Origin of the sequence: Shimia aestuarii (assembly GCF_022814865.1) — a bacterium.
Lineage (GTDB): Bacteria > Pseudomonadota > Alphaproteobacteria > Rhodobacterales > Rhodobacteraceae > Shimia > Shimia aestuarii_A.
In genome coordinates this window covers 46,109-59,765 of the sequence record NZ_JAKVRD010000015.1, presented here as the reverse complement: position 1 = coordinate 59,765, position 13,657 = coordinate 46,109, and the positions used below count along the sequence as shown (strand labels likewise).

15 protein-coding genes are annotated in these 13,657 nt (G+C 61.3%); 12 read left to right on the top strand and 3 right to left on the bottom strand.

Annotated elements, in window-relative coordinates; genetic code table 11:
• Positions 1–22: 22 nt before the first annotated feature.
• Positions 23–1,045, bottom strand: coding sequence for a ribose-phosphate pyrophosphokinase (locus tag MK745_RS14260; RefSeq protein WP_243613969.1), 1,023 nt, complete (start codon positions 1,043–1,045; stop codon positions 23–25).
• A 127-nt stretch (positions 1,046–1,172) separates the two neighbouring features.
• Between MK745_RS14260 and MK745_RS14255 the strand changes: the two genes are divergently transcribed.
• From MK745_RS14255 to MK745_RS14245, 3 genes are all read left to right on the top strand, one after another.
• Entirely contained in the window at positions 1,173–1,769 is a 597-nt protein-coding gene (locus MK745_RS14255; RefSeq protein ID WP_243613968.1) for a 2-hydroxychromene-2-carboxylate isomerase, read from the top strand.
• Between the two features lie 3 nt (positions 1,770–1,772).
• The gene (locus MK745_RS14250) at positions 1,773–2,582 is read left to right on the top strand and encodes an alpha/beta fold hydrolase (protein WP_243613967.1); all 810 of its coding nucleotides are present in this window, start codon (positions 1,773–1,775) and stop codon (positions 2,580–2,582) included.
• A gap of 153 nt (positions 2,583–2,735) precedes the next feature.
• The gene (locus tag MK745_RS14245) at positions 2,736–3,656 is read left to right on the top strand and encodes a manganese-dependent inorganic pyrophosphatase (RefSeq protein WP_243613966.1); all 921 of its coding nucleotides are present in this window, start codon (positions 2,736–2,738) and stop codon (positions 3,654–3,656) included.
• A 53-nt stretch (positions 3,657–3,709) separates the two neighbouring features.
• On the opposite strand, the gene MK745_RS14240 is transcribed toward MK745_RS14245, so the two are convergent.
• Entirely contained in the window at positions 3,710–3,967 is a 258-nt protein-coding gene (locus MK745_RS14240; RefSeq protein WP_243613965.1) for a hypothetical protein, read from the bottom strand.
• 525 nt (positions 3,968–4,492) lie between these two features.
• Positions 4,493–5,638, bottom strand: a complete 1,146-nt coding sequence (locus tag MK745_RS14235) for an acyl-CoA dehydrogenase family protein (RefSeq protein WP_243613964.1) — start codon at positions 5,636–5,638, stop codon at positions 4,493–4,495.
• Positions 5,639–5,832: 194 nt separating this feature from the next.
• Between MK745_RS14235 and MK745_RS14230 the strand changes: the two genes are divergently transcribed.
• The 9 genes from MK745_RS14230 to MK745_RS14190 all read left to right on the top strand — a co-directional run bounded on the left by MK745_RS14230 (position 5,833) and on the right by MK745_RS14190 (position 13,641).
• Positions 5,833–6,708 (top strand): TIGR01459 family HAD-type hydrolase, encoded by an 876-nt coding sequence (locus MK745_RS14230; protein WP_243613963.1) that lies wholly within the window; start codon positions 5,833–5,835, stop codon positions 6,706–6,708.
• Positions 6,709–6,810: 102 nt separating this feature from the next.
• Positions 6,811–7,254, top strand: a complete 444-nt coding sequence (locus MK745_RS14225; protein WP_243613962.1) for a MaoC family dehydratase — start codon at positions 6,811–6,813, stop codon at positions 7,252–7,254.
• Between the two features lie 118 nt (positions 7,255–7,372).
• Positions 7,373–8,305, top strand: a complete 933-nt coding sequence (locus MK745_RS14220; RefSeq protein WP_243613961.1) for a bifunctional riboflavin kinase/FAD synthetase — start codon at positions 7,373–7,375, stop codon at positions 8,303–8,305.
• Positions 8,302–8,778, top strand: a complete 477-nt coding sequence (locus tag MK745_RS14215) for a YcgN family cysteine cluster protein (RefSeq protein ID WP_243613960.1) — start codon at positions 8,302–8,304, stop codon at positions 8,776–8,778. The genes MK745_RS14220 and MK745_RS14215 overlap by 4 nt, the downstream gene beginning before the upstream one ends.
• On the top strand, positions 8,778–9,821 hold the full coding sequence (locus MK745_RS14210; RefSeq protein WP_243613959.1) for a threonine aldolase family protein: 1,044 nt from the start codon (positions 8,778–8,780) through the stop codon (positions 9,819–9,821). The genes MK745_RS14215 and MK745_RS14210 overlap by 1 nt, the downstream gene beginning before the upstream one ends.
• 12 nt (positions 9,822–9,833) lie before the next feature.
• A complete protein-coding gene (locus MK745_RS14205; protein WP_243613998.1) occupies positions 9,834–10,487 on the top strand; it encodes a DUF2161 domain-containing phosphodiesterase in 654 nt (217 codons plus the stop codon).
• Between the two features lie 201 nt (positions 10,488–10,688).
• The gene (locus MK745_RS14200) at positions 10,689–10,976 is read left to right on the top strand and encodes a co-chaperone GroES (RefSeq protein WP_243613958.1); all 288 of its coding nucleotides are present in this window, start codon (positions 10,689–10,691) and stop codon (positions 10,974–10,976) included.
• A 40-nt stretch (positions 10,977–11,016) separates the two neighbouring features.
• On the top strand, positions 11,017–12,657 hold the full coding sequence (gene groL / locus MK745_RS14195) for a chaperonin GroEL (RefSeq protein ID WP_243613957.1): 1,641 nt from the start codon (positions 11,017–11,019) through the stop codon (positions 12,655–12,657).
• A gap of 150 nt (positions 12,658–12,807) precedes the next feature.
• On the top strand, positions 12,808–13,641 hold the full coding sequence (locus MK745_RS14190; RefSeq protein WP_243613956.1) for a DMT family transporter: 834 nt from the start codon (positions 12,808–12,810) through the stop codon (positions 13,639–13,641).
• Positions 13,642–13,657 lie beyond the last annotated feature (16 nt).

Genomic DNA, 13,657 nt, shown 5'->3' with positions numbered 1-13,657 from the left:
TCATTCTTGGCTCTGGCCACGCTTAGCGCGTCTTGAACAGGCCTTCGTAGGCGGGTTCAAGCGTCTCGGTCTCAAACAGCGACGAGACACTGGTGCCGTTCCAGATGTTGAGGATCGCTTGCGCAAAAAGCGGCGCGGTCGGCAGGATGCGGATATTCTCGGCGGATTTCACGGCCTCGGTGGGTTCGATCGAATCCGTGATAACCAGCGATTTCATCACCGAATTGGTGATCCGCTCAACCGCCGGGCCGGACATGACGCCATGGGTGATGTAGGAATGGACCTCGGTCGCGCCGTGCTCGAGCAGCACTTCTGCTGCCTTGCAGAGGGTGCCCGCCGTGTCGCACATGTCGTCCACAATCAGGCATTTCTTGCCTTCGACGTTGCCGATCACCGTCATCTCGGCGACTTCGCCGGGCTTTTCGCGGCGCTTGTCCACGATCGAGAGCGGGGCGTTGATCCGCTTGGCAAGCTCGCGGGCACGGGCCACGCCGCCGACATCGGGCGACACCACCATCACATCGTTGAGCGCATCGCCGGGGAACTGTGCCATGATGTCGAGCGCGAAGATCGGCGAGGCATAGAGGTTGTCCACGGGAATATCAAAGAAGCCCTGAATCTGGGCCGCGTGCAGGTCCATCGTCAGAACCCGTTCGATGCCTGCCTCGACGAGCATGTTGGCGACGAGCTTGGCCGAAATCGGTGTCCGGGCCTTGGCGCGGCGATCTTGGCGGGCATAGCCGAAATAGGGGATCACGGCGGTGATGCGCTTGGCCGAGGACCGGCGCAGCGCGTCGGCCATGATCAGAAGCTCCATCAGGTTGTCATTGGCCGGGCGCGATGTCGATTGGACGATGAACATGTCCTCGCCGCGCACGTTCTCGAACACTTCGACAAAGATTTCCTGATCGTTGAACCGTTCGACACGGGCATCGACAAGGCCGAGGGTCTTGCCGCGATGCATGGACATGCGGCGGCAGATCGCGTTGGCGAGCGGCTTATTCGACGTGCCTGTGATGAGTTTGGGTTCGAGAATGTGTGCCATATATGTGGTCCCCAGGGCGTATTGTCGCCGCGTCGCATTCCCTGCGGTGACAGATTCGTGACATTGCACACCGCTTAACATGGGCATACCCTCTGGCAAAGACATGCCGCGCGCGCGAAGGGAACAAATGACACATATAGACTACTATTTTTCGACGATTTCGCCCTATGCCTACCTTGCGGGCGACCGTCTCGAGGCGATCGCCGCACGTCACGGCGCCGAGATCACCTACAAGCCTCTGGATGTGATCGCGCTTTTTGCGCGGACCGGCGGCACCGCCCCGGCCGATAGACATCCCGCGCGCATGGACTATCGCGCGCAGGATCTCCTGCGTCAGGCCAAGGTGGCCGACCTGCCGTTCAACCTCAAACCCGCGCATTGGCCGACCAATGCCGCGCCCTCGTCCTACGCGATCATCGCGGCGCAGAAGGCAGGCGGCGATACCGGCGCGCTTGTGCAGGCGCTCTTGCGGGCCTGCTGGGCCGATGAGAAGGACATTGCCGAAGACAGTGTGATCCGGGCCTGTCTCGAGGAGACAGGGTTCGACCCGAGCCTCGCTGACAGTGGCTTGCTGCTTGGCGCGGAAACCTACCCCCGCAATCTTGAGGAGGCGGTCGAGGCCGGTGCGTTTGGCTCGCCTTTCTATATCACGGACGATGGCGCGCGCTTCTTCGGGCAGGATCGCCTTGCCCATCTCGACCTGCATCTCGCCGGGGAGCTCTGAGACATGACGGCCAGCACGATGGAAGCGCCGCTTGCGCTTCATGCGCGGACCTACGGAACTGGCTCGCGCAAGGCGATCGCCCTGCATTGCTCGCTGGCCCATTCCGGGGCGTGGCGCGGCGTCGCTCAACAGCTTGAGGACGACCTGACCATCACCGCGCTTGATCTGCCGGGCCATGGCAAAAGCCCGGTTTGGGGCGGGCATGGCGATCTCACCGAAGAAACGCTGAAGGCGCTCTTGCCGCTCATCACCGAGCCGGTTGACCTGATCGGGCATAGCTTTGGCGGCGTGCTGTCGCTGCTGATCGCGCTCGAGAAACCTGAAATGGTGCGCAGCTTGTCGCTCTTCGAGCCGGTCTTGATGGCCGTGGCGCGGGAGGATGCGCCAGAGCTTCATCAATGGAACTGTGCTCACATGGACGAGATCAACGCCCATATCGAGGCGGGCGATCCGGCAATGGGCGCGCGGATCTTCCTGCGGGTCTGGGGCGATGGGCGGCCTTGGGACGCTTTGCCCGAGGAGCTTCAGAAAACCGCGACGCGGCTCATTCCCTTTATCGGGGCGAGCCAGCCTGCTTTGGCCGATGACAACACCAACCTGATCCCGCGTCTTGGCCAGATCACCGCGCCCTGCGTGTTGATGGACGGAGGACAATCGCCGGCCCTGATGAAAACGGTGCAGGACGGTCTTGCCGCCCGTATTCCCAATGCGCGGCGCGCGACACTTGCCACCGCGGGGCATATGGGGCCGATCACCCATGCAGCAGAGGTCGCCGCCGAAATCCGCAAGACGATGGCCAAAGTCCCCGCCTGAGCGTCACCTGATCGCCATCATTGCTGCAATGCGGCATCAGGGGCGGGGCTTTTTGTCCTTCCCTCCTGATCCAGCCAAGCGGGGCGTGACAAGGCGCCCCGTCGCCCCTATAACGCGCGCAAATTCTCCCCGTTCGATGAAGGACTATTGCTCATGACCACCCTCGTTTTCGGCCACAAGTCGCCCGATACCGATTCCACCGGCTCGCCCATCATCTGGGCGTGGTATCTGAACGAAATCAAAGGCGTCGCTGCCAAGCCCGTCCTGCTTGGCGAGCCGAACACCGAAGCCGCCTTCGTGATCGAGAAATGGGGCTTTGAAAAGCCCGAGATCATCAGCGACGTCGCCGCCGATACCCCGGTCGTCATCGTCGACACCAACAACCCCGCCGAGCTTCCCGAGGCGATCAACGACGCCGATATCACCGCCATCATCGACCACCACAAGCTCGTCGGTGGCCTTGAAACCAAGGGCCCGATCGACATCACCATCCGCCCGCTCGCCTGCACCGCAACCATCATGTATGATCTGATGGGCGACGATGCCGACAAGATGCCCGACAATATCAAGGGCGCGATGCTCTCTTGCATCCTCTCCGACACGCTTGAGTTCCGTTCGCCGACCACGACCGACGTGGACAAGGCGCTGGCCGAAAAGCTCGCCTCGGAACTGAACATCGACCTTGGCCAATATGCCTCCGAGCTTTTCGAAGCCAAATCCGACATCTCGGCCTTCTCGGATGCCGAACTGATCCGCATGGACTCGAAAGAATACGAAGTCGACGGCACCAAGTTCCGCGTCTCCGTGCTTGAGACCACCGCGCCGAAACTCGTCCTTGACCGCAAAGCGAGCCTGATGACTTCCTTTGCCGATGTCGCGAAAGAAGACGGAGTGGATGAAGTCCTGCTTTTCGTCGTCGACATTCTCAACGAAGAAGCGACCCTCTTCGTGCCGAACGACCTCGTCAAAGGCGTCGCCGAAAAGAGCTTTGGTGCCACTGTCGACGGCGACAGCGTCGTCCTCCCCGGCATCATGTCGCGCAAGAAACAGATCATCCCGAACCTCAAGGTCTGATCGCTTCTGAGATAGGTAATCAAAAGGGCGCCCCTCATGGCGCCCTTTTTCTTTCAGAGAGAAATCGCCGTGAGCCATTCACTCCCGGCAGGGCGGTATTCACCATAGGTGCGCAATAGGCGCAAAACGGCGGGCATATGGGACGCGCCATAAACCACCGAGATCGACATTTCCCGGTCGTGATTTTCTTCAAGCAATCCAAGCAGAATACTGCAAAGCCGGTCATCGCGTAGCCGTCGAATAGGTCCGGCCAGATCATAGCCGGGCGTGTCCCATTCGAAGGCGCTGGCCCGGCTTGCCTTGTCGTTCAAAGATGAGACCCCGCTCACCAACGACTGTCGACTAAGCCTTAGACGGTGCCTCAGTCCCACAAATGCTGACCTCTGAGGCGCCGCAAACCGAAGCCAGAGGGGCAAGTCTCTCCAAGCGGCCTCAAACTCATCCCCGCTTAAATCTGCATTCAACACCCGACATCCTGGCGGGGGAGTGGGAAACCTTGGCTGCAGGACGAGTCCCAGATTTTCCAGATCGATCCATCGATAAGAACGCGTCAAACGTCGAACCATCGGAGACTGAATGCCTTCTGTCAAAACCACATCTGCTTTGCAGGCCTGCGCGTAAACCGTTTCATAGAAGTCAGGTTCGCCGATATGAACCATCGGAAATAGGGTCACGACAGGGCGTTTTGAGCCGCTGGCCATACGATGCCGGGCAGATCGCAGGCCGATAATCGAACTTTCAATCAATTGCATGCAAAGGGAACGCGAGAAAACAGATGTGTGGGCAAACCTTCATATCCTGACATTCTTCAATAGGCAAAGAGGCTAGCCATTGCCCTAGATCCGTTTCGCCACTTCCTCGAGCATGACCTCGGTCGCGCCGCCGCCAATGGCCTGCACGCGCGCATCGCGGGCCATGCGTTCGATGGCCATGCCGCGCAGGTAGCCCGCGCCGCCGTGGAATTGCAGGCAGTCATACATCACGTCATTGACCAACTCACCGCAGAGCGCCTTCAGCATCGAGACCTCGCGCACCACGTCCTCGCCATTGGCATCGCGCGCCGCGACTTGGTAGACGAAGGCCCGCGCCGCCGAGACCCGTGCGGCGAGCATCGCCATGCGCTGCCGGATCGCCTGTTTCTCCCACAGCGGTGCGCCGAAGGCTTTGCGCTCTTTCACGTAGTCGAGCGTCAGGTCGATGGCCGCCTGCGCCTCGCCCACGGCCATGGCGGCGATGACGATGCGTTCGTTCTGAAAGTTCTGCATGATGGCGTAGAAGCCGCGCCCTTCCTCACCGAGGACGTTTTCGACCGGAACGCGCACGTCTTGAAAGCTGAGTTCTGCCGTATCAGACGAACGCCAACCATGTTTGTCGAGCGCACGGCTCACGGTGAAGCCGTCCATGCCCTTCTCAAGCAGAAACATGGTCACTGACTGGCTCGCCGGGCCGTCGCGGTCGGTCTTGGCGGCGACACAGTAGAGATCGGCATGCACCCCGTTCGTGATAAACATCTTGGAGCCGTTGAGGACGTAGTGATCCCCTTCGCGGCGGGCAAAGCTACGGATGCCTTTGACGTCAGATCCTGCGCCGGGCTCAGTGACTCCGACAGCGACGATCTTCTTGCCAGCGATCACGTCCGGCATATGGGCGGCGCGCTGTGCCTCGCTGCCCGCATTGTAGAGATGGACCGAGGCCATATCCGTGTGCACCAGCGCCGTGATCGCAAAGCCGGAATAGGTCGAGCGGCCAAGTTCTTCGGCAAGCACGGCGGTGGCGCGGGTATCCATCTCACTGCCGCCATAGTCGGCCGGATAGCGGATCCCGAAAAAGCCGAGGTCGCCCATCTCGCGCAGGATGGCGCGCGGGACCATGCCGTCTTCTTCCCAGGCGTCTGCCACGGGTTTGACCCGCTCGGTCACAAAGCGGCGGATCTGGTCGCGCAGAAGGCTGTGTTCCTCGCCAAGAAATAGGTGCTGTTCCATGGTCTTGTCCTCCCCTTCGGCACGGTTTCATGGTCGCCGCGCCCCTGTCCAGCGCGACGTTGCGCCGCCGCAGTGCAGCACTGACGCAATACCGACGTGATACCGACGCGATACAGACCCCGGTTTTCACTGGTATCGCTGCGCCCGCTTTGTCATACCTTGCGCCACCAGCGACAGGCCAACAGGACCCTCCCATGACCGAGATCATCTCTGCCCTTTCCGACGTTTCCGACCGCTACGAGGCGCTTTTCGTGGACCTCTGGGGCTGTGTGCACAATGGGGTCACGGCCTATCCCGAGGCGGTGGCCGCGTTGCAGGCCTATCGCCGCAAGGGTGGCATCGTGGTGCTTGTGACCAACTCGCCCAAACCCCGCGCTGGGGTGGCGGTGCAGATGGCCAAATTCGGCGTGCCCGATGATGCCTATGATACGATCGCGACCTCTGGGGACTCGGCCCGCGCCGCGATGTTTACCGGCGCCGTGGGCGAGAAAGTCTATTTCATGGGTGAATGGGAGCGGGATGAGGAATTCTTCCAACCCCTTGAAGTCATTGACAACCCCGTCGAGATAACCCGCGTTCCGCTGGCCGAGGCAGAGGGGATCGTCTGTTGTGGTCCGTTCGATCCGATGGCCGATCCGGCGGTGAACCGGCCCGATTTCCTTTATGCCAAGACCAAGGGGCTGAAGCTCCTTTGTGCCAATCCCGATATTGTCGTGGATCGAGGAGAGGTGCGCGAGTGGTGCGCCGGGGCGCTGGCGCGTCTTTATACCGAGATGGGCGGCGAAAGCCTCTATTTCGGCAAGCCGCACCCGCCGATCTATGACCTCGCCCGCCGCCGGTTGGCCGCGCTCGGCAAGGACATTCCCGCGGCCTCGATCCTCGCCATCGGCGACGGCGCCCAAACCGACATCCGCGGCGCCATGGGCGAAGATATCGATTCGCTTTTCATCACCGGCGGCCTCGCCGCCGAAGACACCCAAACCACCCACCAACCCAACAAAGACGCGCTAGAGGCTTATCTTGAAAAGGAAAAAGTCGCTCCGAACTTTAGTATCGGACAGCTCCGCTAGACGATTGGGGGTTGATTTTCTGCGTTTGCAAAGTAATAAAGTTGCGAAACGCGGCCTGCGGCTGCTTGAAAATTACACGAACAACCAAAGCCGGAGGGCGGAATGTTGGATAACCTGCCACGCGGAACGATCTGCATCGAAGACATCGAGATGGGCATGTCCCGTTACCTTCAGAAGGTCGTGACCGACGAAGATATCGAGATGTTCGCGCAGGTCTCGACCGACAGGAACCCCGTGCACCTTGACGATGACTATGCCAACGACACGATCTTTGAGGGCCGCATTGCGCATGGGATGCTGACGGCGGGTCTCATCTCTGCGGTGATCGGCGAACAGCTTCCAGGCCATGGTACGGTCTATATGGGGCAGACGCTCAAATTCCTCGCGCCTGTGCGCCCCGGTGACACGGTCTATGCCGAGGTCAAGGTGATCGACATCGAACACGCCAAGCGCCGCGTAAAGCTTGATTGCCACTGCTCGGTTGATGGCAAGAAGGTTCTTATTGGCGAGGCCACCGTGCTGGCGCCGTCGCGCAAGTTCGACTGATCCAGCGCCGCAGTCATGCAAAGGGCCGTCCCAAGGGGCGGCCTTTTTTGTGGGCTGGTCGCCGCACTGCCGTCGCGCCCCTCTTGCACAGTCCGAAGCAACGGGCTACCTCCGCTGCATGCGGATCATTCGGGATTATCAGTTCGTAGCCGAGGAAGACCGGGGCGCCAGTGCGGCGATCGGGAATTTCGACGGTGTGCATCTCGGGCATCGCTCGGTGATCGATCTGGCGCGCGACGCCGGACAGGGGGCACCTCTTGGTGTCATGACCTTCGAGCCGCATCCGCGCGAGTTTTTTGCGCCCGACGCCCCGCCGTTTCGTCTGACCAGCGCCGAGACGCGCGCCCACCGCCTTGAGAAGATCGGTGTTGAGCGCCTCTATGAGCTGCCGTTCAACGCGACGCTCTCGTCGCTCACACCCGAGGAATTCGCCCGCGATGTGATCCATGAAGGGCTTGGCCTGAAACATGTCGTCGTCGGTGCGGATTTCTGTTTCGGCAAGGGCCGGGCGGGATCGGCGGAGGATCTCGTGACCTTGGGCAAGCGCCTTGGTTTTGGGGTCAGTATCGCGCCGCTCCTCAAGGGGGAAGGGGGGCAGGTGTCCTCGACCGCGATCCGCCAGGCGCTGAGCGACGGGCGACCGCGCGATGCGGCGGCGATGCTGGGTCATTGGCACCGGATCGACGGGCCGGTGATCGGCGGCGCGCAGCGGGGCCGAGACCTCGGCTTTCCGACCGCGAACATGTCCATCGACGGGCTGCATCCGCCGAAGTTCGGCGTCTATGCGGTGCTCGTTGATGTGCTCGACGGGCCGCATAAGGGCAATTACATGGGGGCGGCCTCCATCGGGGTGCGGCCGATGTTCGGCAAGAACCGGGCCAATATCGAAACCCACCTTTTCGATTTCTCCGGCGATCTCTACGGCACGCCGCTTTCTGTCGGGCTGATCGACTTCCTGCGCCCGGAATGGAAATTCGAGAGCCTCGAGGCACTGGTTGCGCAGATTGATGCGGATTGCCAGCAATGCCGCGAGATCTTGGCCAAGCTATGAGTGATCCCGATCCGATCGAACGCGGCGGATTTAAGTCCCGCTTCTGGGAGCGCAAACCGCTTTCCAAGATGTCCCGTGCGGAATGGGAGGCGCTTTGCGATGGGTGCGGGCGCTGTTGCCTAAACAAGCTTGAAGATGGCGATACGGGCGAGGTTGCTCTGACCCGTGTGGCGTGTCGTTTGCTTGATGACGAGAGCTGTCGCTGTGCGCAGTATGATATCCGCCATCAGTTCGTGCCGGAATGCATTGTCCTGTCGCCGAAGAATATCGAAAGCCATGCTTACTGGATGCCACGCACCTGCGCTTATCGGCTGCTCTGGGAGGGCAAGCCGCTTTATGATTGGCACCCGCTGATCTCCGGCACGCCGCAATCCGTGCATGACGCGGGGATCTCGGTGCAGGGCTGGACGGTGTCCGAATTTGAAGTGCACGAAGACGAGTGGGAAGACCATATTATCGAGGAGATCACCTGATGTTTTTTGCCTCTGACAATGCGGGTCCGGCGCATCCGGCGATCATGGACGCGCTGGCAAAGTCGAACGAAGGCTATGCGCCTCCTTATGGTGCCGATCCGATCATGGATGAGGTGCGCCAACAGATCCGTGAGATTTTTGAGGCGCCGGAGGCGGCGGTCTATCTTGTTGCAACGGGCACCGCGGCGAACTCGCTTGCATTGGCGACGCTGTGCCAGCCGTTCGAGACGGTGTTCTGCGCGCCCGTGGCGCATATCCATGAGGACGAATGCAACGCGCCGGAATTCTATACCGGCGGGGCCAAGTTGACGCTGGTGGGGGATGCCGACAAGATGACGCCCCAAAGCTTGCGCGCGTCGATCGAGACAGAGGAAAGTCGCGGCGTGCATGGCCCCCAACGCGGCCCGGTGTCGATCACGCAGGTGACCGAGCGTGGCACGGTCTATAGCGTCGAAGAGTTGACCGCGCTGTGTGGTGTGGCCAAGGAGTTCGGCCTGCCGGTGCATCTTGACGGCGCGCGTTTTGCCAATGCGCTTGTGGCGCTTGGCTGCACCCCTGCCGAGATGACATGGAAAGCGGGTGTTGACGCGGTGAGCTTCGGCGGCACCAAGAATGGCTGTGTCGGGGTCGAGGCGGTGATCTTCTTTGATCCGGCGAAGGCCTGGGAATTCGAACTGCGCCGCAAGCGTGGGGCGCATCTCTTTTCCAAGCATCGTTATCTCTCGGCCCAGATGAACGCCTATCTGAAGGACGATCTCTGGCTCGAAAGCGCGCGTCGGGCGAATGCGAACTGCGCGCGTCTCGCCGAGGGCCTGCGCGACGCGGGTGTCACGTTCACCTATCCGCCCGAGGCGAACACCGTATTCTGCACCTTCCCGCGGGCCATTCATCAGCGCCTGTTTGATGCAGGTGCGGCCTATAATGTTTGGTCCGGATCTCTTGAAGGCACAGACCCTGACGAGTTGCTCGAGGCGCGGTTCGTCTGTGAATGGTCGATAGAGGCGGCTGAGATTGACCGCTTCGTCGGATTCTTCCGGGAGTAAGCGGTGGCCCCCTTGCGCGAAACCGACCTCTATGCGCCGATCAAGGCGTGGCTCGAGGCGCAGGGGTTCGAGGTCAAGTCCGAGGTGGGCGCGGTCGATGTCATGGCGCGCCGGGGGGACGACGATCCGGTTATCGTGGAGTTGAAAACCGGGTTCACGCTCAAGCTTCTGCAGCAGGCCGTCGCGCGCCAGAGTGTCAGCGATTGGGTCTATGTCGCGGTGCCGCGCTGGTCGGGTAAGGCGGCGTGGCGCATGTTTAAGGGCAATGTGGGGCTGTGTAAGCGGCTTGGCATCGGGGTTCTGTCGGTGCGGCTCGAGGATGGGCATGTGCAGGCGCATTGCGATCCGGTTGAGTTTCGGCCGCGCAAATCCAAGCCCCGCAAAGGTGCGCTCCTGAAAGAGTTCGATCGCCGCAGGGGCGATCCCAACGCGGGCGGAACGCGAGGCGCGATTACAACGGCCTACAAGCAGGAAAGCCTGCGCTGTGCTGCCTATCTGGCCGAACACGGGGCGAGCAAGGGCGCGGATGTGGCCAAAGGCGCCGAGGTTGCGGCGGCAACGCGCATGATGCGGGACAACCATTTGGGTTGGTTCGTGAAAGTGGCGACTGGGGTCTATGACCTTGGCCCAGAAGGGCAGGCGGCCCTTGCTGCATCGCAGCAATGAGGCCAAGGGCAAGCTGTTGAGAACCAAGGTTTTTCGCTACCCGCCAAAGGCCCCTCAAATTCCGCTCAAAAAAGTCGCGCGATCTGGTTGACTCGGGTTTGTGGCCCTCCTAACTATGCGCTGTTAGCACTCGCCGACAGGGAGTGCTAACGACTCCGCTGAGGAGTCAGGGAGACAAATTTAGTTAGGGAAACCTAGACAATGGCACTTACACCTCTGCATGACCGCGTGCTGGTTCGTCGCGTTGAAGGCGAAGAGAAGACCGCAGGCGGCCTCATCATCCCCGATAGCGCAAAAGAAAAGCCCGCCGAGGGCGAAATCGTTGCTGTGGGCGCTGGCCTGCGTGACGACGACGGCGACCGCATCGCGCTCGACGTGAAAGCGGGTGACCGCGTTCTGTTCGGCAAATGGTCGGGCACCGAAGTTTCCGTCGACGGCGAAGAGCTGCTGATGATGAAAGAATCCGACATCATGGGCATCCTGTCCTGATCGTCTGACCCCATCCAAGAATTCAAAGAGGTAAAGCACAATGGCTGCTAAGGACGTAAAGTTCGACACAGACGCCCGTAATGCAATGCTGCGCGGCGTGAACATTCTCGCAGATGCCGTTAAGGTCACCCTCGGCCCGAAAGGCCGTAACGTGGTTCTCGACAAATCCTTCGGCGCACCCCGCATCACCAAAGACGGTGTGTCGGTTGCCAAGGAAATCGAGCTTGAGGACAAGTTCGAAAACATGGGCGCGCAGATGGTGAAAGAAGTCGCCAGCCGCACCAACGACGAAGCCGGCGACGGCACCACCACCGCGACGGTTCTGGCTCAGGCCATCGTCAAGGAAGGCCTCAAGCAGGTTGCAGCGGGTCTTAACCCGATGGACCTCAAGCGTGGCATCGACATGGCAACCGCCAAGGTTGTCGCAGGCATCCGTGAGATGGCGCGCGAAGTCAAAGACTCCGCAGAAGTCGCTCAGGTCGGCACCATCTCCGCCAACGGCGAATCCGAGATCGGTCAGCAGATCGCAGACGCCATGCAGAAAGTCGGCAACGAAGGCGTGATCACCGTCGAAGAGAACAAAGGCCTCGAGACCGAGACCGTTGTCGTCGAAGGCATGCAGTTCGACCGCGGCTACCTGTCGCCCTACTTCGTGACCAACACCGACAAGATGGTTGCAGAGCTCGACGACTGCCTCGTCCTGCTGCACGAGAAGAAACTCTCGTCGCTTCAGCCGATGGTTCCGCTTCTCGAGCAGGTCATCCAGTCGCAGAAACCGCTCCTCATCATCGCTGAGGACGTGGAAGGCGAAGCGCTCGCGACCCTCGTGGTCAACAAACTGCGCGGCGGCCTCAAGATTGCAGCTGTCAAAGCACCGGGCTTCGGCGATCGCCGCAAAGCCATGCTTCAGGACATCGCGATCCTCACCGGCGGTCAGGTCATCTCGGAAGATCTCGGCATGAAGCTCGAGAATGTCACCATGGACATGCTCGGCTCGGCCAAGACCATCAACATCACCAAAGACGAAACCACCATCGTCGACGGTGCTGGCGAGAAGGCAGAGATCGAAGCGCGTGTCGCTCAGATCCGCAACCAGATCGAAGAAACCACCTCTGACTACGACCGTGAGAAGCTGCAAGAGCGCGTTGCCAAACTGGCGGGCGGTGTTGCTGTGATCCGCGTCGGCGGCATGACCGAAGTCGAAGTGAAAGAGCGTAAGGACCGTGTGGACGATGCTCTGAACGCGACCCGCGCAGCCGTGCAGGAAGGCGTGATCGTTGGCGGCGGTGTTGCCCTCGTTCAGGCTGGCAAGACCCTCGAAGGTCTCGAAGGTGCGAACCCCGATCAGAACGCCGGTATCGCCATCGTGCGCCGTGCGCTCGAAGCGCCGCTGCGCCAGATCGCTGAGAACGCAGGCGTCGACGGGGCCGTTGTTGCGGGCAAAATCCGCGAGTCGGAAGAAAGCTCCTTCGGCTTCAACGCGCAGACCGAAGAATATGGCGACATGTTCGCATTTGGCGTGATCGACCCGGCCAAAGTGGCCCGTACCGCTCTGGAAGACGCGGCATCGGTTGCTGGCCTGCTGATCACCACCGAGGCGATGGTTGCCGACAAGCCGGTCAAAGACGCACCGGCCGGTGGCGGCATGCCCGACATGGGCGGCATGGGCGGCATGATGTAATCCCGCCGTTCCATCCGGAACACTTCAAAGGGTCGCCTCCGGGCGGCCCTTTTTCTTTGCGGTGGCGTCACGTCGGGCGCTTGTGCGGGTTGCATGGCGCCGCAGCCTCGCGCAGGTTGTCTGCCTTGGACATTTTCACCCGGACCCCCCATGAAGTTGCTTCTCCTGACCGCCCTGACCATGGTCGCCTTTGCGGCCAACTCGGTTCTCAATCGCCTTGCGCTCGCTGATGGCGCAATGAGCGCAGAGGCGTTCGGTGTCCTGCGCCTTGTGTCCGGCGCGGTGATGCTCCTCGTGCTGCTGGCATTGCGGCGGCAAGAGGTCTCGCTCGGCGGGTGGCGCAGGGTTTGGCCCGTTGCGGCGCTTCTTGCCTATATCTTTGGTTTTTCTACCGCCTATGCCGCCCTCGCGCCGGGCTTTGGCGCGCTCATCCTGTTCTCGGTCGTGCAGGCCACAATGTTCCTTGGGGCGCTCGTTGCGCGCGAAGACGTTCCCCCGGCGCGCTGGGCCGGGGCGGGGCTTGGCCTAATCGGTCTTGCGTGGCTCTTGTGGCCGGTGGGAGGCGTGGTCCTGTCTTGGCCCCACATCTTTGCGATGGCAGTGGCGGGGATCGGCTGGGGCCTCTATTCGCTTTTCGGACGTCGCGCGGGCGATCCGCTTCAGGCCACGGCGCTCAACTTCGCCTTCGCGGCAATTGTCGCTGTGATCTGGTTGCTGATGAGTGGTGGTCTTGAGACCTGGCCGCTCAAGGGGGTGATCCTTGCCGCAGTGTCCGGCGCGATCACCTCCGGCCTCGGATACGCGCTTTGGTATCATATCTTGCCTGCACTCGGCGCTACGCGCGCCGCCGTGGCGCAGTTGAGCGTTCCGGTGATTGCATTGGCGGGTGGGGCGCTTCTCGTCGATGAACCTCTGACACTGCGTTTCGCGCTCGCCTCGGTGCTCGTCATGGGGGGCGTGCTCCTTTCCTTGCGGCGGGGCTGACTTGTTGCGCCGGGCG